This is a genomic window from Wenyingzhuangia marina, assembly GCF_900130035.1.
GTDB classification, from domain to species: Bacteria; Bacteroidota; Bacteroidia; order Flavobacteriales; family Flavobacteriaceae; genus Wenyingzhuangia; species Wenyingzhuangia marina.
Genome location: NZ_FQXQ01000003.1, coordinates 537,070 through 563,099, shown reverse-complemented (window position 1 = coordinate 563,099; position 26,030 = coordinate 537,070). Strand labels below are relative to the sequence as shown.

27 protein-coding genes and 1 pseudogene are annotated in these 26,030 nt (G+C 30.7%); 13 read left to right on the top strand and 15 right to left on the bottom strand.

Translation table 11 applies throughout. From position 1 onward, the window contains the following. Nucleotides 1-68: 68 nt before the first annotated feature. Both BUB70_RS09400 and BUB70_RS09395 read left to right on the top strand, forming a co-directional pair. A complete protein-coding gene (locus tag BUB70_RS09400) occupies nucleotides 69-818 on the top strand; it encodes a DsbA family protein (protein ID WP_073120860.1) in 750 nt (249 codons plus the stop codon). Between the two features lie 255 nt (nucleotides 819-1,073). Beyond that, on the top strand, nucleotides 1,074-2,258 hold the full coding sequence (locus tag BUB70_RS09395; protein ID WP_073120858.1) for a C1 family peptidase: 1,185 nt from the start codon (nucleotides 1,074-1,076) through the stop codon (nucleotides 2,256-2,258). An 86-nt stretch (nucleotides 2,259-2,344) separates the two neighbouring features. Here the strand turns inward: BUB70_RS09395 and BUB70_RS09390 are convergent, their stop codons facing one another. Together BUB70_RS09390 and BUB70_RS09385 are read right to left on the bottom strand one after the other, a co-directional pair. Continuing rightward, nucleotides 2,345-2,803 carry a GNAT family N-acetyltransferase gene (locus BUB70_RS09390; protein ID WP_073120855.1) on the bottom strand — a complete coding sequence of 153 codons (459 nt, stop codon included), beginning with the start codon at nucleotides 2,801-2,803 and terminating at the stop codon, nucleotides 2,345-2,347. A 20-nt stretch (nucleotides 2,804-2,823) separates the two neighbouring features. Continuing rightward, entirely contained in the window at nucleotides 2,824-3,900 is a 1,077-nt protein-coding gene (locus BUB70_RS09385; protein WP_143155279.1) for an AbiH family protein, read from the bottom strand. Nucleotides 3,901-4,024: 124 nt separating this feature from the next. On the opposite strand from BUB70_RS09385, the gene BUB70_RS09380 reads away from it, so the two are divergent. Genes BUB70_RS09380 through BUB70_RS09370 form a run of 3 tightly spaced genes read left to right on the top strand, consistent with a single transcriptional unit; the run spans nucleotide 4,025 to nucleotide 8,475 of the window. Then, complete coding sequence (locus BUB70_RS09380) at nucleotides 4,025-5,260, top strand: DEAD/DEAH box helicase (RefSeq protein ID WP_073120851.1); 1,236 nt, start codon at nucleotides 4,025-4,027, stop codon at nucleotides 5,258-5,260. A gap of 24 nt (nucleotides 5,261-5,284) precedes the next feature. Further along, the gene (locus tag BUB70_RS09375) at nucleotides 5,285-6,331 is read left to right on the top strand and encodes an endonuclease/exonuclease/phosphatase family protein (RefSeq protein WP_073120849.1); all 1,047 of its coding nucleotides are present in this window, start codon (nucleotides 5,285-5,287) and stop codon (nucleotides 6,329-6,331) included. Between the two features lie 50 nt (nucleotides 6,332-6,381). Next, a complete protein-coding gene (locus tag BUB70_RS09370) occupies nucleotides 6,382-8,475 on the top strand; it encodes a DUF4139 domain-containing protein (RefSeq protein ID WP_073120847.1) in 2,094 nt (697 codons plus the stop codon). A gap of 223 nt (nucleotides 8,476-8,698) precedes the next feature. Here BUB70_RS09370 and BUB70_RS09365 read toward each other — a convergent pair whose 3' ends face one another. The 8 genes from BUB70_RS09365 to BUB70_RS09330 all read right to left on the bottom strand — a co-directional run bounded on the left by BUB70_RS09365 (nucleotide 8,699) and on the right by BUB70_RS09330 (nucleotide 16,308). Further along, entirely contained in the window at nucleotides 8,699-9,898 is a 1,200-nt protein-coding gene (locus BUB70_RS09365; RefSeq protein ID WP_073120845.1) for a GTP-binding protein, read from the bottom strand. A 14-nt stretch (nucleotides 9,899-9,912) separates the two neighbouring features. Beyond that, nucleotides 9,913-10,386: a DUF4625 domain-containing protein gene (locus tag BUB70_RS09360; protein ID WP_073120843.1), complete on the bottom strand. Its 474-nt coding sequence runs from the start codon at nucleotides 10,384-10,386 to the stop codon at nucleotides 9,913-9,915. 163 nt (nucleotides 10,387-10,549) lie between these two features. Then, the gene (locus tag BUB70_RS09355; protein WP_229742966.1) at nucleotides 10,550-11,329 is read right to left on the bottom strand and encodes a DUF4625 domain-containing protein; all 780 of its coding nucleotides are present in this window, start codon (nucleotides 11,327-11,329) and stop codon (nucleotides 10,550-10,552) included. Between the two features lie 34 nt (nucleotides 11,330-11,363). Beyond that, entirely contained in the window at nucleotides 11,364-13,751 is a 2,388-nt protein-coding gene (locus BUB70_RS09350) for a TonB-dependent receptor (protein WP_073120841.1), read from the bottom strand. Between the two features lie 159 nt (nucleotides 13,752-13,910). Continuing rightward, complete coding sequence (locus tag BUB70_RS09345; RefSeq protein ID WP_143155278.1) at nucleotides 13,911-14,222, bottom strand: hypothetical protein; 312 nt, start codon at nucleotides 14,220-14,222, stop codon at nucleotides 13,911-13,913. A 327-nt stretch (nucleotides 14,223-14,549) separates the two neighbouring features. Beyond that, entirely contained in the window at nucleotides 14,550-14,906 is a 357-nt protein-coding gene (locus BUB70_RS09340) for a hypothetical protein (protein WP_073120950.1), read from the bottom strand. Between the two features lie 50 nt (nucleotides 14,907-14,956). Then, nucleotides 14,957-15,151 carry a hypothetical protein gene (locus tag BUB70_RS14105; RefSeq protein ID WP_159431426.1) on the bottom strand — a complete coding sequence of 65 codons (195 nt, stop codon included), beginning with the start codon at nucleotides 15,149-15,151 and terminating at the stop codon, nucleotides 14,957-14,959. A gap of 146 nt (nucleotides 15,152-15,297) precedes the next feature. Then, nucleotides 15,298-16,308: a helix-turn-helix transcriptional regulator gene (locus BUB70_RS09330; protein WP_073120834.1), complete on the bottom strand. Its 1,011-nt coding sequence runs from the start codon at nucleotides 16,306-16,308 to the stop codon at nucleotides 15,298-15,300. 101 nt (nucleotides 16,309-16,409) lie between these two features. Between BUB70_RS09330 and BUB70_RS09325 the strand changes: the two genes are divergently transcribed. Further along, entirely contained in the window at nucleotides 16,410-16,625 is a 216-nt protein-coding gene (locus tag BUB70_RS09325) for a hypothetical protein (protein ID WP_143155277.1), read from the top strand. A gap of 39 nt (nucleotides 16,626-16,664) precedes the next feature. On the opposite strand, the gene BUB70_RS09320 is transcribed toward BUB70_RS09325, so the two are convergent. The 4 genes from BUB70_RS09320 to BUB70_RS09305 all read right to left on the bottom strand — a co-directional run bounded on the left by BUB70_RS09320 (nucleotide 16,665) and on the right by BUB70_RS09305 (nucleotide 20,452). Further along, nucleotides 16,665-17,522 carry a 5-oxoprolinase subunit C family protein gene (locus tag BUB70_RS09320; protein WP_073120829.1) on the bottom strand — a complete coding sequence of 286 codons (858 nt, stop codon included), beginning with the start codon at nucleotides 17,520-17,522 and terminating at the stop codon, nucleotides 16,665-16,667. Beyond that, the gene (gene pxpB / locus BUB70_RS09315; RefSeq protein WP_073120826.1) at nucleotides 17,519-18,190 is read right to left on the bottom strand and encodes a 5-oxoprolinase subunit PxpB; all 672 of its coding nucleotides are present in this window, start codon (nucleotides 18,188-18,190) and stop codon (nucleotides 17,519-17,521) included. Before pxpB ends, BUB70_RS09320 begins: the two co-directional genes overlap by 4 nt. Beyond that, complete coding sequence (gene pxpA / locus BUB70_RS09310) at nucleotides 18,180-18,920, bottom strand: 5-oxoprolinase subunit PxpA (protein ID WP_073120824.1); 741 nt, start codon at nucleotides 18,918-18,920, stop codon at nucleotides 18,180-18,182. Before pxpA ends, pxpB begins: the two co-directional genes overlap by 11 nt. A 95-nt stretch (nucleotides 18,921-19,015) precedes the next feature. Continuing rightward, a complete protein-coding gene (locus BUB70_RS09305) occupies nucleotides 19,016-20,452 on the bottom strand; it encodes an ATP-dependent DNA helicase (protein ID WP_073120822.1) in 1,437 nt (478 codons plus the stop codon). A 110-nt stretch (nucleotides 20,453-20,562) separates the two neighbouring features. Here BUB70_RS09305 and BUB70_RS09300 point away from each other — a divergent pair, with 110 nt between their 5' ends. From BUB70_RS09300 to BUB70_RS09270, 7 genes and pseudogenes are all read left to right on the top strand, one after another. Then, the gene (locus tag BUB70_RS09300) at nucleotides 20,563-21,291 is read left to right on the top strand and encodes a hypothetical protein (protein WP_073120819.1); all 729 of its coding nucleotides are present in this window, start codon (nucleotides 20,563-20,565) and stop codon (nucleotides 21,289-21,291) included. Between the two features lie 2 nt (nucleotides 21,292-21,293). Beyond that, entirely contained in the window at nucleotides 21,294-22,109 is an 816-nt protein-coding gene (locus BUB70_RS09295; protein WP_073120817.1) for a DUF3822 family protein, read from the top strand. Further along, nucleotides 22,106-22,642, top strand: a complete 537-nt coding sequence (locus tag BUB70_RS09290; RefSeq protein ID WP_073120815.1) for an RsmD family RNA methyltransferase — start codon at nucleotides 22,106-22,108, stop codon at nucleotides 22,640-22,642. The genes BUB70_RS09295 and BUB70_RS09290 overlap by 4 nt, the downstream gene beginning before the upstream one ends. Nucleotides 22,643-22,653: 11 nt before the next feature. Next, a complete protein-coding gene (locus BUB70_RS09285; protein WP_073120813.1) occupies nucleotides 22,654-23,424 on the top strand; it encodes a patatin-like phospholipase family protein in 771 nt (256 codons plus the stop codon). 109 nt (nucleotides 23,425-23,533) lie between these two features. Further along, nucleotides 23,534-24,496 (top strand): bifunctional Delta(1)-pyrroline-2-carboxylate/Delta(1)-piperideine-2-carboxylate reductase, encoded by a 963-nt coding sequence (locus BUB70_RS09280; protein ID WP_073120811.1) that lies wholly within the window; start codon nucleotides 23,534-23,536, stop codon nucleotides 24,494-24,496. A gap of 38 nt (nucleotides 24,497-24,534) precedes the next feature. Further along, nucleotides 24,535-25,224 (top strand): pseudouridine synthase, encoded by a 690-nt coding sequence (locus BUB70_RS09275; RefSeq protein ID WP_073120808.1) that lies wholly within the window; start codon nucleotides 24,535-24,537, stop codon nucleotides 25,222-25,224. Between the two features lie 157 nt (nucleotides 25,225-25,381). Next, nucleotides 25,382-25,612: pseudogene (locus tag BUB70_RS09270) on the top strand (tRNA uridine-5-carboxymethylaminomethyl(34) synthesis GTPase MnmE); the annotation flags it as partial. 221 nt (nucleotides 25,613-25,833) lie between these two features. On the opposite strand, the gene BUB70_RS09265 reads toward BUB70_RS09270, so the two are convergent. After that, complete coding sequence (locus BUB70_RS09265) at nucleotides 25,834-26,016, bottom strand: YgaP family membrane protein (protein WP_073120806.1); 183 nt, start codon at nucleotides 26,014-26,016, stop codon at nucleotides 25,834-25,836. Nucleotides 26,017-26,030 lie beyond the last annotated feature (14 nt).

The following is a 26,030-nucleotide window of genomic DNA, read 5'->3' as shown; positions in this document are numbered from 1 at the left end:
AATTAGGAATTAATCTCATCATGTAATTCAAAAATAATTTACCGACCAACATCCAAAATCAATAAAAAATGGATACTAAAGACAATTATTGTGATATCAATACAGGAATTTGTTCTCCAAATAATAATGAGAAAAGTTCTCTAGAAAACAACAAAATTGAAAAAATAAAAGAATTAAAAATCACATATTACTACGATGCTTTTTGTGGTTGGTGTTATGGTTTTTCTAAACCGTTTCAGGAATTCAAAAAAAATCATACTGATGATATCGCCTTTGAAGTAATTAGTGGTGGATTGTTTTTAGGAAACAGAATAGGAAAAATTAATGACATTGCTCCTTACGTTAAAGATGGAGCCTTTAGGAGCGTAGAAGAAGTTTCGGGAGTAAAATTTGGTCAAGCATTTGTAAACAAACTTGAAACAGAAGACAATATTTGGTTAGATTCTACTTTTCCTGCCATTGCTTTAAGCATTATTAAAGAAAATGCTCCAAACAAGGCTTTAGATTTTGCTGAACTATTGTTAAAAACCATTAATCTTGATGCCAAAGATGTAAGAGAAATAAACTCCTACAAAGAAGCTATCTCAGTTATTGATTATGATTTTGAGAATTTTACATCTCAAATGAAAGAAGACAAATACTTAAATTTAGCCAAACAAGATTTTGAAACTTTTGCTAAAAGTGGCATTAGCGGAATGCCATGTTTAGTAATTCAAGGAGGAGGGAAAAAAGCTTATTTAAGTAACGGATTTACTAACTACAAAGATTTAGAAGCACGTTTAAAAATATTTAAAGAACAGATTTCTAATCACTCTTAGGAACAGAATTTTCCTAAAAAAAATAAAGGCATTGATATTACTTCAATGCCTTTGTCTTTTATATAATAATAAAATACTTTTTAGCTCTTAACATATGCTTAAAAATGATTTCATTACCTCTATAACACTGGTGTTTTAGCTATATTTACCTCAAATTCACATCTGTTAACATTTAATAAATCATTCGTTTTTTTTGATATTATTAAATGTTAAAAAGTGAAGTTATTAAAAAATATATAAACCCTATTTTATTTTATGAAATCCCTAAAAAATAACCTAAAAACTTTTCTACTGATTTCCTTTGTTACTATTGGTTCATCTGCTCAGGTAGACTTAATTAAATCTTTAGACGCTAACAAAAGTACTGTATCCAAAGAAAGTTTTCAATTTACTGATGTCATCAACTTAGAAACTACCTCCGTTAAAAACCAAGGAAGTAGTGGTACTTGTTGGAGTTATTCTGGAAACTCTTTTATTGAATCAGAAATGATTAAGAATGGTAAAAAAGCTGTTGATATTTCAGAAATTTATACTGCCAGATGTGTATACATAGAAAAAGCCATTAATTATGTTCGTATGCATGGACATGTAGCTTGGGGTGATGGTGGAGCTTTACATGATGTGATCAACATCTACAAAAAATACGGAGCTTTACCACAAGAAGTTTATACTGGTTTAAACTATGGAACTGATTACAACAAATTTGGTGAAATGCAAGCTATTTTAAAAGGAATGCTTGATGGTGTAATTCAAAACAAAAATGGAGAATTAACACCAAACTGGTTAGAGGCTTTTACTGCCGTGGTTGATTCTTATTTAGGAAAAGTTCCTGAACATTTTGAATACGAAGGAAAAACATATACTCCTAAAGAATTTGCCAATAAAGTAATTGGATTAAATGCCAATGATTATATAGAAATGACTTGTATTCCTAGTGAACCTGTATATCAAAATGTATTTTTAGCAGTTCCAGACAACTGGAGTTTTGATTATGCTTATAATGTAAACATGGAAGATTTAACTGCTTCTATAGACAACGCTCTTAAAAAAGGATATTCTGTTGGATGGGCAACTGATGTAAGTGAAAAATACTTTAGTTGGAAAAATGGTGTGGCTTATGTACCAGCTGTTGACTACAAAAATATGACTACTGAAGAACGTAACACCATGTTTAACGGTCCAAAACCTGAATTAAACGTTACTGTTGAAATGAGACAAAAAGCATTTGACAATTACACAACTACAGATGATCATGGAATGCAAATTATTGGTTTGGCAAAAGACCAAAATGATAAAGAATATTATATTGTAAAAAACTCTTGGGGACAATCTAACGACTATAACGGATATTTATATGTAACCAAAGAATATGTAAAATACAAAAGCACTGCTTTGTTATTAAACAAACATGCCATTCCTAAAAATATTTATAAAAAATAGTGATAAACCACTTTTTAAGTGATTTAAAGAATAAAAAATGAATGTATTTAAATACATTCATTTTTTATTTAATATCGTCTCCAAAATTAAGATAGCTCTTTGGATTTTATCATGGCAATATGTGGAATTCCATCTTCCAAATACTGATTTCCTTCTTCTATAAATCCCAAATTGTTATAAAAATATTTTAAATACAATTGGGCTGAAATTTTTATTTTCTCTTCTTTTAATTGATCTTCAATTATCTTTATGGATTTATTTACAATAGCATAACCATATTTAAAAGAACGTTCTTTTTTAGCCACTACTACCCTACCAATACTTGCCCTTTCAAAATAATCTCCCGATTTAAAAACACGTGTATAAGCAATTATTTTTTGATTTTTATAACCTAATACATGTAAAGCTTTTTCATCTTTCCCATCTATGTCTTGGTACACACAATTTTGTTCTACCACAAAAACCTCACTTCTTAATTGTAGTATTCCGTATAGCTCCTGAGTGGTTAATTCAGAAAAATATTTTACTTGTATGTTTAATGACATTGTTTTGTTTCCAATTTTAATTAACTATTTATTTTAAATGTTGGATATGTTTTCTTTATCTCTACGGGTAGTTCTTTAACCAAAACATTTAGTTTATTATTAAAGTTTACTTTTATATCCTCAACATCATTCTTTTGTGGAGCTTGTAATGACAATTCAAAATTTCTAATCACACCATAATTACTTTCTTTACCTATCACCCTATCTATATTTACCAACGTATCAAAATATCCTTGATAATCTTTATAATACATGATGTTAATATTTTTTACATTTTTGTCCGTAAATATATCATTCAGTATTTTTCTATCTGAAACACCACAGGAATGACCTAGCACAAAAACATTAATCTCTTCTGAATTCACAATATTTTTATCTGATTTTTCCAAGAACTCATTAAGCTTATTTTCGTTCTGAGTTTGTTTATAATAATAACGTTTGATATTTTTTAAATACTCATTATCATTTTTATTAATTAAAACTTTAGTTTCCTCTTCTGTGGGTGCATAACCAAAAATAATAGGATTTGTTTTGCTATTTAACTGACCGTGAAAATTTAACACTTCTATACTATCTATTTTATTTTTATAAAGACGTTCAAATGTATTGGTATAATTAAAATTCAATACCAAATTGTCTCTGCCTTTTCCTATTTTCTCAAAGAAAGAAGAGAATTCTGCGATGACATTTTGTTCTTTATTAAATTGACATAAATATTTTTCTAATTCATTTTTAACTTGACTTAGTTCATTATTTAGTTTTTTGGGATTCTTTGACGGTTTTAATAATTCATAATACAAAACTTCAATATCACACCACTTCTCTATGTTGGTTTTAAATATAATCTCTTTTAAAAATTCATTATCAATAAACATTTCATATTTCACATTCAAACCATTTTTATTTGTTGTAAATGTTGAATTATGTGTAGCTCTACTAGCCCCAGGATTCCTTACAACTGTTCTTTCTCCCTCTCTAGTGTTAATTTTTTCTATTAGTTTATCATTATCGATTAAATACCTAATAAAAGAAGCATAATCAGTATCATACCCATGTGCCAAATCAAAGCCGTTTCCTATAATAAAAATATTTTTCATGTGTGCAATTTTGTCAATTCTTAAAGATACAATCAATATTACGCTCTAAACAAATTAGATAAAAATACTTACACACATATTACTAACAACTTCCCTATCTTTGCAAGACTAGTAAACACTATTTATGACATTTAAAGACTTACACTTAAACGCTAAAATTTTAAAAGCGGTAGCAGAGCAAAACTACACCACTCCTACTCCTATTCAACAAGCCACCATTCCTTTGGTTTTAGATGGAATAGATGTTATTGGTAGTGCCCAGACAGGAACTGGAAAAACTGCTGCTTTTGCCTTGCCTATTTTAGATCGTTTGTTTTCGCAAACAGATGCTAGTAAAAAAGACAAAAAAATAAAAGCTTTGGTGGTGAGTCCTACTCGTGAATTGGCTGTACAAATAGAAGAAAACTTTAAAAGTTACAGTACTTACACCAATTTAAGAACTACTTCTGTATACGGTGGAATGTCTATGGAACCACAAATAGATCAACTAAAAAAAGGAGTCGATATTTTAATTGCTACTCCTGGTCGTTTGTTAGATTTACACAAAAGAGATGTTTTAAACTTAGATTACATTCAGATTTTAGTGTTAGATGAAGCCGACATGATGTTAGACATGGGCTTTATTGATGATGTTAAAAAAATTGAACGTTTGTGTCCTAAACAAAAACAAACGCTTCTATTTTCTGCCACCATGCCTCCTAAAATTGAAGCTTTGGCCAAAGAATTATTAACAGAGCCTGAAAAAGTATCGGTTTCAGCTATATCTTCTGCTGCCAAAACAGTGAATCAAGAGTTATACATGGTGCCAAAACCTAAAAAAATAGAATTGTGTTTGCACTTGTTAAGAAACAATTTACACGGAAATATTATCATTTTTAGACGTACCAAGTTTGGGGTTGATAAATTAGAAGAAACCTTGTTAAAAAATAAATATAAGGTTGATACCATTCACGGTGATAAAACACAAGCTGCTAGAACCAAGGCATTGAATAAGTTTAAAAACAAAGATGTTAATATTTTAATTGCAACTGATGTAGCTGCTCGTGGAATTGATATTCCAGATTTAGATATTGTAATCAATTTTGATTTGCCTAACATTCCAGAAAGTTATGTGCACAGAATTGGTCGTACGGGTCGCGCAGGAAAAGAAGGACGTGCTGTAGCCTTTTGTTCTGCCGATGAAAAACCTTATTTAAAAGACATTCAACAACTAATGGGGAAATTTATTACTGTTGAAGAAAATCATCCTTATCCATTAGATCCTGCTGCCAAACCAGAAGTACATAAAAAACAAGGAAGCAAGTATAAAAAAGGTCGTAAATCTGAAGCTTCTAAAGCCAAGAAAAAACGTTGGTATTAATTTAAAATCACAACCAAATAATTAATGGAAGCTGTTTATTACACATTAAACATATTAATGATTGTGTTTACTTTTTTACCAAAAGTTCCTCACCAACATTGGATTTTTAGAATTGCTAGTTTTGGTAAAATACACCTTACCGTTTTTCAAGTTTTTATCTTATTATTCGGATTCTTATACTTAGAACCTACTTATTATTTTATTGTAGCTCAGCTAATTTTATCAATTACTATTGCTCATAATATCAAAATTTTATATCCTTATGTTGCTTTAAGAAACAAAAAAGTAATTACGGATTGTGATGATTTTATTTCTATCATTTCAGTAAATGTATATCAGTTTAACAAAGAATATCATCTTTTAATTGATTTGATAGCCAAGTATCAACCAGATATCTTGTTAACCCTTGAAAGCAATAAAGATTGGGAACATGCTTTAGAAAAAATAGAAGATAATTATCCTAACTATAAAAAAGTAGCGTTAGAAAACACCTATGGAATGCATTTTTATACCAAATTAGAAATTGAAGATCTTAAGGTAAATTATTTTATTTCTGATGACATTCCTAGCATTGCTGCAAAAATAAAAACCAACAACGGAATTCCTTTTATGTTTTATGGAATCCATCCACCCCCAGCAAGTCCTACAGAAGAATCTAACTCTAAAGAAAAAGATGGAGAATTACTTTCTATAGCCAAAACAGTAAAAAAACAAACATTACCCACAGTGGTTATTGGAGATTTTAATAGTGTTGCTTGGTCTAGAATTACCAAAATGTTTACTAAAATATCAGGATTAAAAGATGCTAGAAAAGGAAGAGGATTTATTTCTACGTTTCCTGCCAAATATCGTTTTTTTAAAATTCCTTTGGATTTGATATATCACTCTAATAACATTAAAGTTCGAACAATAAAAACACTCGAATCTATCAATTCTGATCACTTACCACTTTATGTAGATTTTTGCATAGATCAAACAAAACCTACTTCTCACAATATATCTTCTAATTTGATGCAAGAAGCCAACGAGTTGATTATTGAAGGTCGCAAAGAAGAATCAGACAATAGATAAAAGAAATAATTGTCAATGTTTTTTTCTATTTTAGAGAAAAACAAAATTATATGAAAAAGACTTATAGAGTGCTGATAGCACTTGTACTATTAACGCAAATTACTTTTGCCCAAGAAGAACAAAAAACAGCAAGCCAAGTAAACAAAGCCACTGTTTTCTTAAACAAGGCACAAATTAACAGAGATGTAAAAGTTTCTTTAAAAAAAGGAATTACTACTCTTATCTTTAATGGACTCTCTCCTTTTATCGATGTAAAAAGCATTCAAGTAAAAACAGCTCCAAGCATTAATATTCTTGCCGTAAATCACAAAAAAAACTACCTCAACGAAATTAAAAAATCTGAGCAAGTAAAAGCTTTGGAAGAAAAGCGCGAAACAATCACTGATAAAATTACCTTAGAGATCACTCAGTCTGAAATAGTAAGTCAGAACATCGATTTTTTACAAAAAAACAAAACCATTGGAGGAACCAATCAAACCTTAACCGTAAACAATTTAAGCCAAACTGCTACTTATTATGCCAATCAGTATAAAAAATTAAAATTAGAAGAATTGGCTATTGCTAAAAGACTCACAAATTTACGAGAAGAGCAAAGAAAAATTACTAGAGAAATTAATACCCTTAGTAATAACAAAGAATTACCCACAGGAGAAATCTTTGTAAAAGTAGAAACTACCAAAATAGAAAACACAAATTTTGAAATTACTTATTTGGTAGACAATGTGAGTTGGTATCCTTCTTATGACATCAAAGCAATTGACATTAACAATCCTTTAGAAATTACTTATAAAGCCAATTTACAGCAAAACTCACAAGTAGATTGGAATGATGTGGCTTTGACTTTTTCATCAGACAACCCAACAGTTTCTGGAGTAGCTCCAGAATTAACACCTTATCAATTGTCTTTTAACCAAAGAAGAAGTACTACTAACAACATTTCTTATATAAAAGGTCAAGTTTTAGATAAAAGTGGAACTCCATTACCAGGAGCTAATGTTTCTGCAAAAGGTACTAATATTATTACAATGACTGATTTTGATGGAGAGTATGCTCTGAGTTTACCTAACAATACCAAAATCATTCAAGTAAGTTATTTAGGTTATGAAACTCAAGAAAAATTCGTAACAAATGAAACGTTAAATTTTAGATTGAACCCTAGTAGTGAATCTCTAGATGAAGTTGTGGTGGTTGGTTATGGAAATCAGAAGAAAGCAAGTACAGTGAGCTCTATTACTTCTGTTGGTCCAAAAGAAGTTAAAGTACCTAATTCTAACTTAACTTCAATGTTGTCAGGTCATGTTCCAGGACTAGCAATTAGAGGAACTACTAGTACAGAAGATGATAATGAATCTTCTCCTTTGTACATAGTTGATGGAGTTTCTGTGGATAAAATATCTAATTTAACTCCAGAGGAAATAAAGTCTTTTGAAGTTTTAAAAGATGCTTCTGCCACTAGTGTCTATGGAAGTAGAGGAAGTGATGGTGTTGTTGTTATTACCACTAAAAATGGAGCCAATGCCGTTACAAGCATCAACCAAACAGCTGTTAATTTTAAGATTGAAAAGAATCAAACAGTAAAAAGTACTGTAAACGTAAAAGAAATCACCTTAAAAACATTACAAGTTCCTGCAGAATATCAATATTACACAGTTCCAAAAGTGAACAAATCAGCATATTTAACCGCTAAAATTAAGGATTGGGAAAAATATCAATTGTTAGATGGAGAGACCAATGTGTTTTTTGACAACACTTTTAAAAGCAAAGGAGTATTAGATTTAGAAGCTGTAAAAGAAGAAATTATTATTTCTTTAGGAGTTGACAAACAAATAGATATTAACAGAAGTCCAGTAACCGAAAATGTGGGTCAGAAGTTCTTGAGTAAAAATGTAGAAACTACTAGACATTGGAAAGTTGATATTAAAAATAACAAAAATCAACCTATTAATATTCAAGTGTTAGATCAAGTGCCAGTTTCTGTCACAGATGAAATTAAAGTTGAGGTTTTAAATATTTCAGATGCAGAAATGAATAGCTTGTCTGGAGAATTAAAGTGGAACTTAACCATTCCTAAAACCACTAGTAAAACTTTAAATATTGAATATTTAGTAAAACACCCTAAGGACAAAAGATTGATTATTGACTAATTAATAAAATAAAATCGCTGTATTGAAAGTCAATACAGCGATTTTATTTTGTATTTGATGTTTGTATTTATCTTCTTCTTCCAGAGTAAATCATGGCTTCTCCCTTACCAAATCCGTAACTAAATCCTAGCGTAAAAATCGACCTCTACGATTATAACTATATTGGTAGTTTATTAATATTATCACTTTCATTATGATTAATTAAAAAAACTCCAAATGTGTTTTATTTTACAATAGGCCAATTGTCTTTTTGAGGAAACAATCCGTTTTTCCATTCTATAATTTCTAGGTCTGTTAACAAACATTTATTCAATGCTAATACCATATTTTCTTTGTTTATGTTTTGACCTATAAATACCAATTCTATTTTTCTGTCTCCAAAATCTGCATCCCAGTCCGATTCTATTAGCGCTGTATTTTCATTAAAAGAAGCATAATTAATTCTTTCTTTATACGGCATAGATGCCCACCAAACTCCAGCATGATCAGCTTTTACAGAACCACCAGCGGTACTCCATAACAAGGCTTGATGTGATCTTGATGCCATCCAAAACAATCCTTTACTTCTAATAATATTTGGAGGAAAATTGGTGTTTAAATAATTAAAAAAACGGTCTTGATGAAATGGTTTTTTAGTTTTAAACACAAAAGAACCAATACCATATTCTTCGGTTTCTGGAGTGTGTTCATTTTCCAATTCTTTGATCCAACCTGCAGAAGCTTCTGCTTTTTCATAATCAAACAATCCTGTACTAATTACTTTATCTAAAGCAACTTCGGAATGATTGGTGGTGATTACTTGAGCTTCGGGATTTAATTTTTTAATAACGGCACACAACTCTTCTAAAGCATCAGCAGAAACCATGTCTTTTTTATTTACAATAATAACATTTGCAAACTCTATTTGATCGGTTAATAAGTTTACAATGGTTCTATCATCACCTTCAATATCTGTTAATTCTCGAGTTGCTAAATAATCAGAACTAGAAAAATCTTTAAAAAAGTTAAACGCATCTACTACAGTCACCATGGTATCAACATAGCTAAATCTACTTAAGTCTATGGTTCCATCTTCACTTTCAAAACTAAAAGTTTGTGCTACAGGAATGGGCTCGCTAATACCTGTACTTTCTATGATTAGGTAATCGAACTTATTTTGAGCTGCCAATTTTTCTACCTCTACCATTAAATCTTCTCTAAGGGTACAGCAAATACATCCGTTAGACATTTCTACCAACTTTTCTTCGGTTCTAGACAAGGTGTTTTCACTTTCTATAAACTGAGAATCGATATTAACTTCGCTCATATCGTTTACAATTACAGCGACTTTCAATCCTTTTTTGTTGTGTAAAATATGATTTAATAAAGTAGTTTTTCCAGCTCCTAAAAATCCACTCAATACAGTTACAGGTAATTTTTTCATGTTTTATAAAACTTTTACTCCACAATTTTAATATCAATAGAAGTTCTAGTATTCCATCCTGTTTGGTCAGTTACCGATAAAGCACAGTGATAATCACCAGTATCAATACTTTCTGGAAGGTTTAATTCTATTTCAATTTCTTGTTCTTTTAAATTTCCTTCTATTTTAAAATTTTCTTTAAAAATTAAAGGGTTTACTGGGGTTTTTATAGGTTCTAAGTCACAGATTTTTCCTTGATCATCATGTGTATGATGATCAAAATTATTGTGGATATCAATACTATAAGAGGCCAAAGCCAAATTGTCTGTAACTTTTGCTTTTATGATATAAGTATTTCCTCGTTGTAATTGTTCACATCCTTGAGGGAAACCACCATCATAATTAACAGTAATAGTGGGCTTGTCTAAATCTTTATCAATATCATTATCGGTAGAACAAGCAGTCACTACCATTAACCATAAAATAAAATAAGGTTTTAAAAACTTCATTTGCTAGTTTTATTAAAAAGAGATTGTTTAAAAGATAAAACTTCGTCAAACTGAACTTGTTTCAGTTTCTCATAGCTACTATTTAAAGTATGTTGTGATTCTGAAATAAATTCAGAATGACGTTTTCTAATACATTTTTAAACAACCTCTTTCATTTGTTTAATTATTTTGTAACGTCTATATGACCATCATAAACTGCAGTGTTTCCATCTTCATCTTTCACAGTTATTTGTACATGGTATTCTCCAGCTGGTGCTGTTGCAGGAACATCAATATGTTTGTGAAATTCAGCTTCTGTTAATTCGTGAAAACCATCTTCATAAACTTGGTCAAAATGCCATTCTTCTTCACCAGCTCCTACTGTTAATCCATGTGCATGAATATTTACAGTAATGTTGTGAATTCCGTTAACAGCAGCAATCATAAATTCTGCATGAATATCATTTCCTCTAACAACCGTTTCATCCATTTCAAAGTCACTGATTGCTACTTGACTCAAAATATCAACATGACCTTCTATTTCTGTAGTGTTTCCTAATTCATCTGTTACAACAAATTCTACGTGATATTCTCCAGCTGGAGCTGTAGCAGGAATATCTATATGTTCATGAAATGTTGGGTTGATTACCAAATATTTTACATCGGTAAAAGTTTGTTCAAAATCCCATTCTACTTCTCCTTCACCTACTTCAGCTTCGTGAGAATGAATAGATACAGAAATACTTTTTACAGTTGCTTCTGCAGTAATTTCTGCTTCTAAATGCAAATCTTTTCCTCTATAAGCTTTATGCCCTTCTTCTCCATGAATTCCATATTCAAAACCAGAAATAATAGGTGCATTTAATATTGGGTCGTCGTCTTCGCTACAAGATTGTAAGGTTAAGGCCATAAAAAAAGCCATGGCTAAAAATTTAATGTTTAATTTCTTCATTGTTGTTTTCATTTTTAATTTGATTTTAATTGATTAATAATTGTATTTAAAATGGTATTGTTAATGATATTGAAAAGTTTCTTCCAGGTTCTGGAACATCAATTAAACGATAGAAACTTGTGTGATTAAAATATTTGGTATTAAACACATTGTTGATTTTGAATTTTGCTTTTACGGACTGTGTTTTATTTAATAGATAAAGATTAGCAAACCAAGAAATATTCATCACTTGAAATCCTTCTGTAATTTCTTCAGGAGGTACAATTTCTTCTTGAGAAGCAGTTATTTTATAATCTACCACCAACTTAGGTGATGTTATAAAAGATAAATCTTTAAACAAATAAGTAGCTGTAAACAATCCTGATAAAGGTGGAGAAAACGGTAAGGTAAATCCTTTTTTTGCTCCACTAGTTTGTCTAGAATACACGTATTCTCCCGATGCCTGTAGTTCTAACTTTTTAAATAAAGTAGTAGCAACACTTACTTCTCCTCCATATCTAAAAACTTTGGCTTGCGTAAACTCATACGTTTGTAGATTTTCAGAATTATCGTAATTAGAAGTTGGATTTAAATAAATATAATTGTCAAAATAATTAACAAACGGACTTACATTTACATGTACTTTATTCCCAGCATAATTAAATTCAACATCTGCTTGGTAAGATGACTCTGGTTGTAAATTGATATTCCCTCGTTCATATCTATACATATGGTAATTTATTCCATCAGAAGCCAACTCATTAGCCAAAGGCATTCTAAAACTCTTTCCAATATTTACTTTGTAAGTAGTGTTGTGATGCTGATAATTGACTCCAACACTTCCACTAAAATTGCTAAAATCAAGGCTTTTGTTACGAGCTCTTTGTAAATAAACTTGTGAAGTAGTTCCATCATTATTTTCTACTGGAGTTCTATACCAATCAAAATGTTCTTTGGTATTTATCAATCCAAAATCATAACGAATTCCAGACATGATGTCTAACTTTTGATTGATTTTTAATTGGTGATATACAAAAGCTCCAGCTGTAAAACGTTGGTAGGTTGGAATTAAAAACCCCCATCCTCCAATAGTGTTTTGTTGCTGTTCTAAGTTGATTCCCGCTACCAAATGATGTTGGTCGTTTATATGGATATCATCTTTAATATTTAAGCTATAGGTATTTTTATGAAATCTGCGTTCTTTGCTGTTTTCAGGTTTTGGCATATAACCATGTGGCACCGGTTCAGAATGTTCTTCTCTTATATTGTTTTGAAACCCTACATCAATAACTAATTGATGATCTCCTAATGCAATTTTAGTGTTGTTGGTAATTTTAAAATGATTGACTTTATGATATGGAAAATCGATATCTCTGTTAGAACTATCATAATCTATATCGGAATTTCTTACTTCCAATCCGTGAGCATTCGCAAAAAAACCGTTTTTTGCATTTACATTGCTAAAAGTAGTTTCAGTAATAAAATTATTGTTTTTGTACCCCAAACTAAAACTAGCATCAGCCTCTTTACCTGCTGTATTTCTTAAATTGTTGTCATGAAGATTAAAAAGGTAGTTCTCATAACTAATTTTATTTGTTGGTACTTTGTAATCAGCAAAATCTCTATACGTTAATCTTGTTCGGTAAAACCATTGATTAGTCCTTGCTGTAATTCCTGTGGAAATCCCCAACAAATCATTGTTACTTTCTCCCAAAACATTTACCTCTCCTTTAAACGTATTTTTTAGTGGAATACTAGGTTGTTGAATATCAACTACACCTGCAATGGCATCAGAACCATACATAATAGCAGCTGGCCCTTTAATAAGCTTTATACTTTCTACGGCATACTGATCTATTTCCAAACCATGATCAGCTCCCCATTGTTGTGCTTCGTGTTTTACTCCGTTTTGCACCACTACTACCCTATTAAACCCTAAACCTCTAATCACAGGTTTTGATTGTCCTGATCCAATATTAATGGTAGTTACTCCTGGAATTTTAGACAAAGTTTGCATTAAACTATTTTCTCTGTTTTGCTCCATAAATTCCTTATCAACCTGTTTAGATATCATAGGCATTTCTATGGGTTGATGAAATTGTTTTTTGGCATATAACTGAACTTCTTTTAAAGAGGTCCTAGAAGGATTTAATAATATCTTTATCGCTTCCTCATCTTCATCATTTTCATCATTGGTAACATGTATTTGTTTTATTTCAAAACCCACATGAGAAATAGTTAATACACAATGATCTGTTTTAACATTATTGATATAAAACTCTCCGCTTGCTGAAGTAACAGCAAAAAGACCATTCCCCATAACAGTAACTCCTTCAATAGGATTTAAAGAACTAGCATTTAACACCTTTCCTTTTATTTGATGAGGAATATGTTGTGCAAACGCAGTAATATATATTCCCCAAAAAAGGAACATACTCAATAATTTACGATACATAATTTGTTGATTGATTTGTATAATTGTCTCCTAACAAGAATTTGAAGACAAAGAAATAACGATACCTACATACATAACTTCCCTATATAGATTCTTTAATGCCATTAAATACTATGGCAAAAAAATCATGTAGTTATATAAAAAGGTTCTTAGGTTTAATTATTTTTTTGCTGGCGGAGGCCTAGAAAAAAGTTGAGAAGTATCTCTAGCAGAAATTACTACAAAGTTATAGTCAGTTTTAACTTCTTGTGTTATTTCTTTTTTTAGAAGATCAAATTCAAAATCACCTGTATAACTTGCTAAACTAGGAGTTAAATTGTCTAAAACAACATGCTCACAAACTTTACAGTGATTTATATGACCATTATCCTCATCAGAATGAAAAAAAGCATGCAAACCTGCCATTTTTATAGAAATAAAAAGAGCGAGAAACAAATGGGCTATCGTAATTTTTAACCAGCTATTTTTCATGAATCCTGTTTAAGGAGAGTTATCCCGTAAAAGCAACAATGATGCATTTACTTTTGCAAATGTATTTATCTTTTAGAATTGACCAAAACTTTACAGGTATTTTTTCATAAATAAATTCAAGAAATGTTTTCCTAAAAAACAATGGTCTTTAAATTGTAAACCATAGCTAAATAATGATTCTATTTTATTTAGACATTTTGGGTTGATAATCTAGATTTATGCTAAAAGCAACTAATATTTAAAAACACTTCTTTTAAGAGCATGATTTATTTAATGCTCTTTAGCAAGACTTTAAAATTTGATGAAGGAAAGTATGTCAAAAACTTATTATATACTTTTTTTATTTGTTTTATATCTACTGATGAAAAAATAAGAAAAACCACCTATGAAATATAATAAAACATCAATCCAATCAGAAGTATACCGATTATTTACTCTAGGTTGATAATATTCAAAATAGATAGAATAGTAAGTTGCCAAGCAAATAATAAATCCAATAGGAAGTTTAAATTCAGAATCTTTTTTAAGAAATTGTATCACACGAGTAATTATTCCTAAAACAATTGGTAAGCAAAGTAAATCATTTAAAAAATTATTGATGAACAACGGAAGTTGATATCCATGCTGTTTTAGTGAATAAACCGTTAAAGCTATGATAACTAAAACAAAATATATCAATTGCATTGGTTTAAAAAAACGGAAAACTTTCATTTTAGGATTCTAAGTTTTTATCATTAACCTGCCGCAGCAGCTAATATAGAGGCTATTAATCCACCTAAAACCATGGATAAAAAGAGCCAGATGTAATGTAATGTTTTAAAGAATAATCTTATAATAAAGAATGGGTGCGTTAAACCATTTTCAAAGAATTTTAAAACTTTACTCTCTTCCTTTATTTTATTCTCAAGAGCTACTCTTCTCTCTTCCATAGCCTCACTTTCTAGCCTACGTTTTAGAACAATATTGATTAATGCTCCACAGTTTTTACAGTAATCACTATCTTCATTTACAGTGTTACATTCTAGGCACCTTGTATAAGTTTTTTGCTTCATTGGATAATGATAACTTTAAATGTTTAGTTTTTGTAATTATCTAAACTATCTTTAATTCTGTTTTTTATTTTATTCACAAACTCAGGAGGGGATACTACTTTTAAAGATTCTCCGTAAGATAAAATTTGTTGTTCTAATTCATAATTAGGAATTACTTCTAAAGTAAACGTTAATCCATCTTCATTCAATTCCCCATTTTTTTGACTTCCATGTAATGGTGACGTTAAAATATACGAAGCCAAACTTTTATTAGCCTTTAGTGTAATGGTGGTTAACTTATCGTCTAAACCTCTGGTAATTCCAATAATATCCTCATAACGCTCTGTAAAATCAATAGTTGAAACCTCGTATTCTTCCTTACTCTCTTTAATAGACACAATCCTATCAATAGCTAGAGTAGTTACAGGTTTATATTTTGAATGGGTTCCTAATACAAACCATCTATTATTATATTGTTTTAAATATTGTGGATGCATAGAAAATACTTCCACTTCATTATTTCTAAAGGTTTGATAACCTATTAGCAATACTTTTTCATATAAAACAGCATTAAATAAAGTGTTTAAATGCTCTAAACCTTTTAGATACGGATTGTTTTCAAAACCTAAAATTTCTCTTGGCGTTTCGTGAAAATCAAAATCCTTTTCTAACTTCAAAGTCAATTCTTCTACCCAACCAAATTGAGGCATTCCTTTAATCCTGTTTAAGGTTAACAAAGCTTCTTTTAATTGCTTGGCTTCCGTTTCATTCATCGGTTGGTTGTTGATAGAAAAGTCGGGATTTACATATCTATAATAAGCAGTTCTACCTTCTTTGGTTACCTCTAATTCAACTCCATAACCCTGTTCGCTTTTCATAAAGTTGATATCATCGTAAATCTGTCTACGTTTAATACCATCTGTTTCTCCATTAAAATCATACAAAGCCTGATTACACGCTTTTATTAAATCATTGATATTGTATTTTTTCCCAGTATTTCTAAAGCATTTGTCTAACGCTTGATAACGAATGATTGCATTTTTATTGGTTGCCATAATTTATGGAATGTTTTAGTAAAAAATCAAAAATAACCAATTGTGCACAAACACAACACACATTGATCACATATTTGTATCAAACAAAAAAACATACCATTATGGCAAATCAATTAAGCTTACACGAACAAAGAAAAAAACTAAACAACATTTACAACACTATTATTAAAAGAAAAGATTTACCTGAATCTGAATTTGATCATTTGATGAGATTGTGGATTTCTGAAAATGAAAAATTAGAAGAAAAAGAACAGGTTTTTGAAATGAAATTTTTACACCAAACCAACATTCAAAATTATACAAATGTGGCTGTCTAAATAGTATCGGGTAAATGTTTTAATATGTTTACCCGTACTTTATTTTAATATAAATTGTACCTTTCCTCCTATGGGAACTTGAGCTAGTAAATCACAAGATTTTTGGGTAAGATTTACCATACGAAGATAACCTCCTGTAGTAGGTGCATCAGCCATCATTACAATAGGATCACCTGCTTTGGTGATTTGTACTGTACCTTTAATAATTCCTGATGAAATGATCTCATCTTTTTTAGGAAGTACTATTTTATTACCTTCTAAACGAATTCCTATTCTATTGCTATCTTTTCCAATGGTAAAAATAGTATCGAGAAAGGCGGTTTTACTTTCTGTAGAAAACCAATCCCATTCTGGTCCTTTCACACAAAACAATTCAACACTTAATAAAAAATTAGGAGTTTTTACTTTAGATTTAATAGCCTTTAAAGTATTGTGTAAAACTGGTAATAAATCTCCTTTTTGTAAGATCCTTCCTTTGTATCCTCCTAATTTTGCCGGTACATAAGTCGACTTACTCCCCAATACTCTTGGTGTTTTAAATCCTCCTAATACTGCAATATATCCGTAAACTCCTGAAGATGCTCCTTTAAAAGTAACAATACCGTCTTTTGGAATTTCTACAGCTTTGTACATAGTGATTGATTTTCCATTTAATTTGGGCTGCATATCTGCTCCAGTAATGGCAATGGTAATGGCTTGCGTTGCTTTAAATTTTATTCCTAATAAGGTCATTTCAATCACAGCAGTATTGAGTTCATTAGTCACCAAAGTATTTGCTAATTGAGCAGATGTAACATCCATAAAACCACTCACAGGAATTCCTTTGTCTTGAAATCCCAAACGACCACCGTCCTGAATGGTAGTATTTAAACCTGGAGATAAAATTTCTATACTCATGCCTTTTTCATTTTTTCAAATTCAGCTACAGAAATAGGCACAAACTGTACGTAATCTCCCATAGCCACCAATGATGGTTTTTCTTTAGAAAACAATGATATTGGTGTTTGTCCTATAATTTGCCAACCTCCTGGGGTCACCAAAGGATAAACTCCTGTTTGTTGATCTGCCAAACCAACAGCTCCTGCTGGAATTTGAACTCTTGGAGTTTGTTTTCTAGGTGTGTGCAAACGCTTATCCAAACCTCCTAAATACATAAATCCTGGAGCAAACCCAATCATATAAACTAGATAAGGTTGCGCTGTATGTAGATCTATAACTTCTTGGGGACTTAAGTTTAATTTTCCAGAAATATATTCCATGTCTAAGCTATAAGGGGCTTCGTAACACACTGGAATTTCAATAATATTTTTGGTTAGTTCTTCTTCAGTAATTTTATAAGGAGTATTTTCTAAAAATACTTTTAAAGTACTGCTTTCTATTTTTTCAGAATGAAACATGACCGTAATAGAATTGTATGCCGGAATTAAAGAATGAACTCCATGAATATGCATCTTTTTAAGTTGTTGGTAACAAGCTTTTACTTTTAAATGAGTTTCAACAGAAATTTCATCTGCAAACTGAATTAAAAAAGCACTTTCACCATATGGAACAACTTTAAATGACATTTTTGACTTCTATTTTATGTTTTTCTAATTGTTGATTAACATAAGAAAGCAATTCAACTGCTTCGGGAGTATCTCCATGAAAACAGAGACTGTGTATGTTTAGTGATATTTCATTTTCTTCTAAACTGATGATTTTTTTATTCAAAATCATACTTTCTACCTGTTCCCATACTTGTTCTTTAGAACGAATCACTCCTAACGGATTTTTTCTAGACACCAAAGTACCATCATCATGATATCTTCTATCAGCAAAACCTTCTCTTAAAAAGATTAGATGTCCTTTTTTTGCTTCTTCTTCTAACACAGAACCAGCCAAGCCCATTAAAGCCACACTTGGTTCTATTTGTTGAATAATATTGACCAACAACAATGCCATTTCTCTATCGACTGAAGCTTTATTATACAAAGCTCCATGAGGTTTTACATAACGCACATAAGCACCTTCTTCTCTAGCAATTCTTATCAAAGTTAAAATTTGATCTCTAATAACTTTCTTTAGCATTTCATCAGAAATATCCATGACTTCTCTTCCGAAAAACTCAGGATTTGGATAAGATGGATGCGCTCCAATAGTTACTCCATATTTTACAGCCAAACGAATGGTTGCTCTCATAGAATTATCACTACCTGTATGTCCACCACAAGCAATATTACATGAGGAAATATTTTGCATGATTTCTTCATCAAACAAAAAACCTTCTCCTAAATCTGCATTGATATCTATTTTCATTTATTTGTTATGATTTAGTTTCTAAATTAATAAACTAATAAGAAATACGGCTGGTAATCATGTTAAATATTGAAGTACTTTAAAAGCATCAAAATTTACGATTCATTTTCCTCAAAATACTCGTTCTTAAATCCGATTAAATAAACCTTTTCTTTGGCTCGAGTAATAGCAGTATACAACCAACGCATACTATCTTTGGTCAACCCATCAGGTAAATAAGGCTGTTCTATAAAAACAGTATCCCACTGTCCTCCTTGAGATTTATGGCATGTCATGGCATAAGCAAACTTAATTTGCAAAGCATTAAAGTAATGGTTGTTCTTTACAGATAACATTTGCTTGTATTTAGATCTTTCCTCTGCATAATCTTGTAGTACTTCTTGATACAATCTATTTGATTCTTCATAGGTTAATGAAGGGGTTTCCGAAGTTAGAGTATCTAACAAAATAACCGTATCAATAGGTTTTAAATCTTCATAATCTATCAATCTTAGTTTTACTTCTGCAAAACGGAATCCGTACAATTCTTTAATATTATAAATTTGCTGCACTTCACAAATATCACCATTAGCAATAAAATCAGCTTCGGTAGTATCTTTTAACCAGAAATAATTATTTTTTACCACCATGACATAATCTCCAGCAGAAATTTCACTTTCTTGACCACGGATTTTAGTCCTAATTTGTTGATTGTATTGGTTGGCTCTTTTGTTAGAACGTACAATAAAAGCAGTATCTTCTACTCCTGCCCTGTCGTAAGCGTTCACAATAGCATCTTCAATATCATATCCATCTTGTAAACGAATGATGTCTGGAAATTTTAAATCAAACTGAAAATCATAAAAGCCATCTCTTTCTAACTGAGCGCGAAGTGCTGTTGCATTGCATAAAATTCCGGAATCTTCGTGTTGTCTCATTACCTGATCTAATTCCAATAAATAAGGATTTTTACCATAGTTAATAGACAAAGTATCTACAGACAATGCAGGACTCATTTCAGATTTTACGGGTGGCAACTGTGCAACATCTCCTATAAATATTAATTTACAGTTAAGACCATTGTACACATATTCCATCAAATCATCTAACAAAGAATTACTCTCAAACAAATTCACCTCTCCAGAACCATCTGCTATCATAGAAGATTCATCTACAATAAAAAAAGTATTGGTATGTTTGTTTGGTTGCTTTACAAAGGCAACATTCCCGTTAGACTGTTTCTTAGGATGGTATATTTTTTTGTGAATAGTATGTGCTTTTTTCTTAGAATAATTAGAAATTACCTTTGCGGCACGTCCAGTAGGGGCTAATAAAACTGCTTTTTTACCAATTTCCCACAGATGATTGACATAAGTACTTATAGTGGTTGTTTTACCTGTACCTGCATATCCTTTTAAAATAAAAATAGCATCATCATCTGTATCAAACGAAAAATCAGATAGTTGACGTAATAGTTCTTGCTGAATTGGTGTTGGTTCAAATGGGAATTTTTTTAATAAGGTCTTATAAAAAACTGTAGAAGATTTTATCATGAAAAAAGTTTACACAAATATAAGGATTGAAATATGTGTAAAAGTTTTTATGAATAAAAAAAAATTGTAAATTTGGCTTCGTTCATTATAAAATTAATACAAAAAACAAAATGATTTTATTTATTCTTTTAGGAATAGTAATAGCGGTTGCCTTAGCTATACTTATTGTAAAATATTTACCTATTAAATTCACTCCTATTGTTTCTATCATATTACTTGGTGCTGCAGGATACATTTCTTATTTAATTTATGATGGGATCATGGAACCTATCAAGTTTAACAAAGAGAAAAAAGTACGTTATGTTGAAGTAATCAAACAATTAAAGTTAATTGCAGATGCTGAAGATGCTTACAATACAATCACTGGGAAATTTACAGGAGATGGTGACGGTTTGATCAAATTTATTGATACTGCTCAATTTGCCATTACCAATACACATACCGAAATTGTTAAAGAAAACAGAGGAACTACTTGGTCTCCTTTAATGGTTGAAGTTGAGAAAAAAGTAACTGACACTATTGGTTACGAATCTGTAAAAGAAAAGATTTTTGCAGGACGTAATTATAAAAACATGTTAAAAATTCCTAATTCTGATAAAGAATTTAAAATTCAATCTGCGGTTATTCTGAGAGCAAATGATGTTTTAGCTTCAGTATTTCAAGTTGAAATTGACAAGGCAGAGGTTTTAGAAGGAATGAGTCCATCATTAATAAAACAAGAAAAATTAGCATTAGGAGGAGATGAAATTCCTGGAGGATATATTACTATTGGTTCTTTAAACGAAGTAAGCACAGCAGGAAACTGGCCACCATTATATGATGCTATGGCAAGTAACTAGTAATGAGTAAGGAAACACTTATACATAATTATAAAAAGTTATCCATCCAATTAAGTTCGGATGGATTTTCTTTTTGCGTATATAACAACGCAGAAAACAATTACGAACATATTGTCTCTATTCCGTTTTCTAACAAAATAACCACCCCTACTAGTATACTAGAAGAAGTGAAACGTATTTTTGAAAACAATGTGCTTTTACATGATACTTACGAAGAGGTTGTATTAATTCATCACAATGAACTAAACACCTTTGTGCCTCAACCCTATTTTAACGAAGACATTCTTAATAGCTATTTACAAAATACCGTTAAAGTATTTGAGAATGATTATGTAAGTTTTGATGAGTTAAACGAGTTCAGTATAAACAATGTTTATATCCCTTTTGTAAACGTAAATAATTTTATTTTTGATTCTTTTGGTGAGTTTACCTACTTACACTCTTCTACTGTTTTTTTACAAAACATTCTAAAATCTAACGATGTTGGACACAAAGCGATGTTTGTAAATGTTTATGAAAACAATTTTCAATTGATGGTGATAGAAAATAATCAGTTGTTATTGGGAAATCATTTTAGTTATCAAAGCAAAGAAGATTTTGTGTATTATGTTTTATTTGTAGCAGAACAATTAAAAATGGATCCTAATAGCTTTGCTTTAACCTTGTATGGTGCCATTAAAGAAAAAGACGATGTATACCAGCTACTTTACAATTATGTAAGAAATGTAAGCATTTATGCTACTTTAAATCCTAAATTAGGAAAAAACGTTGTTACCTTACCACAAGCACATTATAACCTATTACAATTACACTTATGAGAATTATCTCTGGTAAATATAAATCAAGAAGATTAACCGCACCTAAAAACTTACCTGTTCGTCCAACCACAGACATGGCCAAAGAAGGACTTTTTAACATTCTTAACAATTGGTACGATATTGATGACATCACTGTCTTAGATCTGTTCTCTGGTACCGGAAACATTAGTTTTGAATTTGGGTCTAGAGGAAATACTCAGATTACTTCTGTAGATCAACATCATGGATGTATAAATTACATTAATCAAATTAGCAAAGAGTTAGAATTTAACATCAACACTATTAAAGCAGATGTCTTTTCTTTTTTAGAAAAACATACAGGAAAATACGATGTTATTTTTGCGGATCCTCCTTATGATTTTAGTGATGAACAATTTGCCAAAATTCCTGAATTGGTATGGGAAAACAATTTGTTAGACGAAAAAGGAACTTTAGTGGTTGAACATTCTCAACAAACAGATTTAAGCAACTTACCTAATTTTACCCAAGCCAAACGATACGGAGGATGTATGTTTAGTTTTTTTGAACTCTAAAACATTTATTTATGAAAACACTAAAAAAAGGTAATGCAGTAGGATTGGCTTTAGGAGGTGGAGCCGTTTTAGGAGCAGCCCATGTAGGTGTTTTAAAAGCTATTGAAGAATTAGATTTACAAGTAAAATGGATTAGTGGCACCAGCATTGGAGCCATGGTTGCAGCACTTTATGCATTTGACAACAATTGTGAAAAAGTAAAAGACATTGCCTTAGACATTAGTTGGAAAGACATTACTTCTCTTTCCATCTCTAAATTTGGTTTGATGAGTAATAACAAAATTGCTCATTTTATGAAACAAAATATAGGAAACGTTAACATAGAAGATGCGAAAATTCCACTAGCCATTATGGCAACCAATATTGCCACAGGTGAAAAGGTAGTCTTAAAAAAAGGAAATGTTGCCCAAGCTGTGATGGCAAGCTCTTGTATTCCCGGAATTTTTAATCCTATTACTATTGATGACCTTATGCTAGTAGATGGTGCCATCGCTGAAAATGTTCCCGTAAGTCCTTTACAAGAAATGAAAGCTGAAACCATTATTGCTATTGATTTAAATGCCAGACACCTATACGGAAAACCTGGAAATATGATTGAGGTTTTACAGAATAGTTTTCATTTTACTTTAGAAACCGCTGCAAGATTACAAACCCAACAAGCAGATATTTTAATTACTCCAGATTTAGGTTCTTTTGATAGGTATCATACTTCACAAACAGAAAGTTTAATTGCAAAAGGATATCAAGAAACTTTCAGGTATTTAACTCCGTTAATGGAGTAGTTTTATTGTTAGTGAGTAAGATCTAATCTTCTCTTCTACATAGAAATCCTTACCTTTGTATGGTGTTTATACAAACACATGCTTTCTACAAAATCAAAACACATAATTTATGGATCCTATCATACAAATAGACAATCTTTTTATAGAAGAAAACACTGTTTTTACGGAGCTTATAGAAGTAATAAAAAAAAACTTTGCTGAAAATAAATTAATGGTACCTAAGAGACATCATCACGATTTTCCTAATCCAAAAATGAATAGTGATTCCACCCTATTATTAATGCCTGCTTGGAATCCTAGCGAAACTGCTGGCGTTAAAATTATTACTGTAAGTCCAGAAAATAGTCAATTTGATTTACCCTCTATTCAAGGAACTTATATTTACTTAGATGCCACCAAAGGAACCATCAAAGCTATTATAGAAGCTAAAAGTCTAACAGCTAAACGTACTGCTGCAGCCTCAGCATTAGCATCTTCCTATTTATCTCGTAAAGATGCTAGTTCTTTATTGATGATTGGTACGGGAGCTTTATCTATCAATTTAATCAAAGCACACGCAAGCGTTCGTAAACTTAAAAAAGTCTTTGTTTGGGGAAGAAATTATAACAAAGCACTAGCCATTTGTAAACAACTAGAGAATGAAGATTTTACCATTACTCCTATTAAAACTATTGAAGAAAAAATAGGTGATGTAGATATTATCTCATCAGCAACCTTATCTAAAACACCACTTATACTAGGAAAACATTTAAGAAAAGGGCAACATGTAGATTTGGTTGGAGCTTATAAAAAAGACATGAGAGAAGCTGATGATGAAACTATCTCTAAATCAAATGTTTATGTAGACACTTACGATGGACTTAATGAAAGTGGAGATATAGCCATCCCTCTAAAAACTGGAGTATTAAGAGAAGAAGAAATCAAAGCTAATTTATTTGAACTTACTTCAGGTAAAAAAGGAGGAAGAATGGATACTGATGAACTTACTGTATTTAAATCTGTAGGCCATGCTCTTGAAGATTTAGCAGCGGCAAATTATTACTTTGAAAAGTATATCAGTAGCAATAAATAAATACTGCTATATTTACAAGCTGTATTATTATTCTACCAATGATTCAAATTCTTTTTCAAGACAATTATATTTTAGCAGTTCACAAACCTAACAATACGTTGGTACATCATTCTGTAATGGCCAATAATCAGCTTGAAGAAAAATCATTGGTTCAATTGTTAGATAATGAATTGGGGACTAAATTTTATCCTATCCATAGATTAGATAGAAAAACTTCTGGAATTATTCTATTCGCCAAACAGAAAGAGTTTGTAAAGCCTTTTCAGGATTTATTTATCAATAATCAAATTCAGAAAACTTATTTTGGGTTGGTTCGTGGTTTTATTCCTGAAGAAGGAAAAGTAGATAGTCCTGTAAAAGGACGAGATGCCAATGTACATAAAAAAGCACTTACCTATTACAAACGTATTAAGACTTTTGAGGTTCCTATAAAAGTTGGACCTTATGATGTTTCTAGATATAGTTTGGTAGAATTACAACCCAAAACTGGACGTTTGCATCAATTGCGAATTCACATGAACAAAATTAGTCATCCTTTAATTGGAGATTCTAAATATGGAGATCGTTTTCACAACAGGATGTTTGAAGAGAAGTTTCAAAATCAAGCCATGTTTTTACATGCCAAAACCTTAGAATTTGTGCATCCATTTACAGAGGTAAAACATTCCCTAGAAACTGATTTTTCTGAGAATTGGAAAACAGTAATTTCTAAATTAAAAACTTATTAACAGTAAATTTTCAATAGTACAACTATTAAAAACCACTTATTGTAAACACCTATCATCGTAGTATAACTTAGTGAAATGTTGTTTTTGGATACTTTATACAAAACTTCTACGTTTAGTTGTCGGTATTAATTTTTGTGTTTGCACGGACATTGCAAATGCAAAAAATAATAGTGATACCATTATAACCAATTCCCGTCATTACGATGCGTTACTAAAAGTATTGAATGAAATTAACAAAGTAGATGATGCTATTATTAACAATGTTTCTAGCGACTTAATGGCCATTGACATTCGTAGAACCTTATATTACTTTGGACTGATTACTGGTGAAGTAACCAATGATTATTTATTAGGGAATATTTTTGCTAATTTTTGTATTGGAAAGTAAATTCAATCTTTCTTAGTCAATTTATATATAAGATATCCAAACCCTACTAAAAAATGGAGAAGGATAATTGCTGCTACAATATAAATGGTTGTGTTTGAGTTGTCCATAGCGTAAAAATAAATATTTCTATAAATCATTTTGGTAACAATGGTTACATTGCAAACAAAAAAATCTGTACCTAAAAATAGATACAGATTTTATAAATAATACAAAAGACAGCCTTACTTCACTCCTAGTTTCTTTAAAATGGTTTCTAACAAACACCATTTGGTAAAAGCTGATTGAATTAAATTAACCCCAATAAACACTGTAAACCACATCCAGTTTGGATTTACATATGCTGTAAGGACTACACTTATTAAGACCATAACTCCTACAATAACTCTAAAATATGTATTTAACATTTTAATTTATTTTT

Coding starts and splice junctions, on each gene's coding strand:
- BUB70_RS09400 (WP_073120860.1), top strand. CDS start 69: ATGGATACTAAAGACAATTATTGTGATATCAATACAGGAATTTGTTCT.
- BUB70_RS09395 (WP_073120858.1), top strand. CDS start 1,074: ATGAAATCCCTAAAAAATAACCTAAAAACTTTTCTACTGATTTCCTTT.
- BUB70_RS09390 (WP_073120855.1), bottom strand. CDS start 2,803: ATGTCATTAAACATACAAGTAAAATATTTTTCTGAATTAACCACTCAG.
- BUB70_RS09385 (WP_143155279.1), bottom strand. CDS start 3,900: ATGAAAAATATTTTTATTATAGGAAACGGCTTTGATTTGGCACATGGG.
- BUB70_RS09380 (WP_073120851.1), top strand. CDS start 4,025: ATGACATTTAAAGACTTACACTTAAACGCTAAAATTTTAAAAGCGGTA.
- BUB70_RS09375 (WP_073120849.1), top strand. CDS start 5,285: ATGGAAGCTGTTTATTACACATTAAACATATTAATGATTGTGTTTACT.
- BUB70_RS09370 (WP_073120847.1), top strand. CDS start 6,382: ATGAAAAAGACTTATAGAGTGCTGATAGCACTTGTACTATTAACGCAA.
- BUB70_RS09365 (WP_073120845.1), bottom strand. CDS start 9,898: ATGAAAAAATTACCTGTAACTGTATTGAGTGGATTTTTAGGAGCTGGA.
- BUB70_RS09360 (WP_073120843.1), bottom strand. CDS start 10,386: ATGAAGTTTTTAAAACCTTATTTTATTTTATGGTTAATGGTAGTGACT.
- BUB70_RS09355 (WP_229742966.1), bottom strand. CDS start 11,329: ATGAAAACAACAATGAAGAAATTAAACATTAAATTTTTAGCCATGGCT.
- BUB70_RS09350 (WP_073120841.1), bottom strand. CDS start 13,751: ATGTATCGTAAATTATTGAGTATGTTCCTTTTTTGGGGAATATATATT.
- BUB70_RS09345 (WP_143155278.1), bottom strand. CDS start 14,222: ATGAAAAATAGCTGGTTAAAAATTACGATAGCCCATTTGTTTCTCGCT.
- BUB70_RS09340 (WP_073120950.1), bottom strand. CDS start 14,906: ATGCAATTGATATATTTTGTTTTAGTTATCATAGCTTTAACGGTTTAT.
- BUB70_RS14105 (WP_159431426.1), bottom strand. CDS start 15,151: ATGGAAGAGAGAAGAGTAGCTCTTGAGAATAAAATAAAGGAAGAGAGT.
- BUB70_RS09330 (WP_073120834.1), bottom strand. CDS start 16,308: ATGGCAACCAATAAAAATGCAATCATTCGTTATCAAGCGTTAGACAAA.
- BUB70_RS09325 (WP_143155277.1), top strand. CDS start 16,410: ATGGCAAATCAATTAAGCTTACACGAACAAAGAAAAAAACTAAACAAC.
- BUB70_RS09320 (WP_073120829.1), bottom strand. CDS start 17,522: ATGAGTATAGAAATTTTATCTCCAGGTTTAAATACTACCATTCAGGAC.
- pxpB (WP_073120826.1), bottom strand. CDS start 18,190: ATGTCATTTAAAGTTGTTCCATATGGTGAAAGTGCTTTTTTAATTCAG.
- pxpA (WP_073120824.1), bottom strand. CDS start 18,920: ATGAAAATAGATATCAATGCAGATTTAGGAGAAGGTTTTTTGTTTGAT.
- BUB70_RS09305 (WP_073120822.1), bottom strand. CDS start 20,452: ATGATAAAATCTTCTACAGTTTTTTATAAGACCTTATTAAAAAAATTC.
- BUB70_RS09300 (WP_073120819.1), top strand. CDS start 20,563: ATGATTTTATTTATTCTTTTAGGAATAGTAATAGCGGTTGCCTTAGCT.
- BUB70_RS09295 (WP_073120817.1), top strand. CDS start 21,294: ATGAGTAAGGAAACACTTATACATAATTATAAAAAGTTATCCATCCAA.
- BUB70_RS09290 (WP_073120815.1), top strand. CDS start 22,106: ATGAGAATTATCTCTGGTAAATATAAATCAAGAAGATTAACCGCACCT.
- BUB70_RS09285 (WP_073120813.1), top strand. CDS start 22,654: ATGAAAACACTAAAAAAAGGTAATGCAGTAGGATTGGCTTTAGGAGGT.
- BUB70_RS09280 (WP_073120811.1), top strand. CDS start 23,534: ATGGATCCTATCATACAAATAGACAATCTTTTTATAGAAGAAAACACT.
- BUB70_RS09275 (WP_073120808.1), top strand. CDS start 24,535: ATGATTCAAATTCTTTTTCAAGACAATTATATTTTAGCAGTTCACAAA.
- BUB70_RS09265 (WP_073120806.1), bottom strand. CDS start 26,016: ATGTTAAATACATATTTTAGAGTTATTGTAGGAGTTATGGTCTTAATA.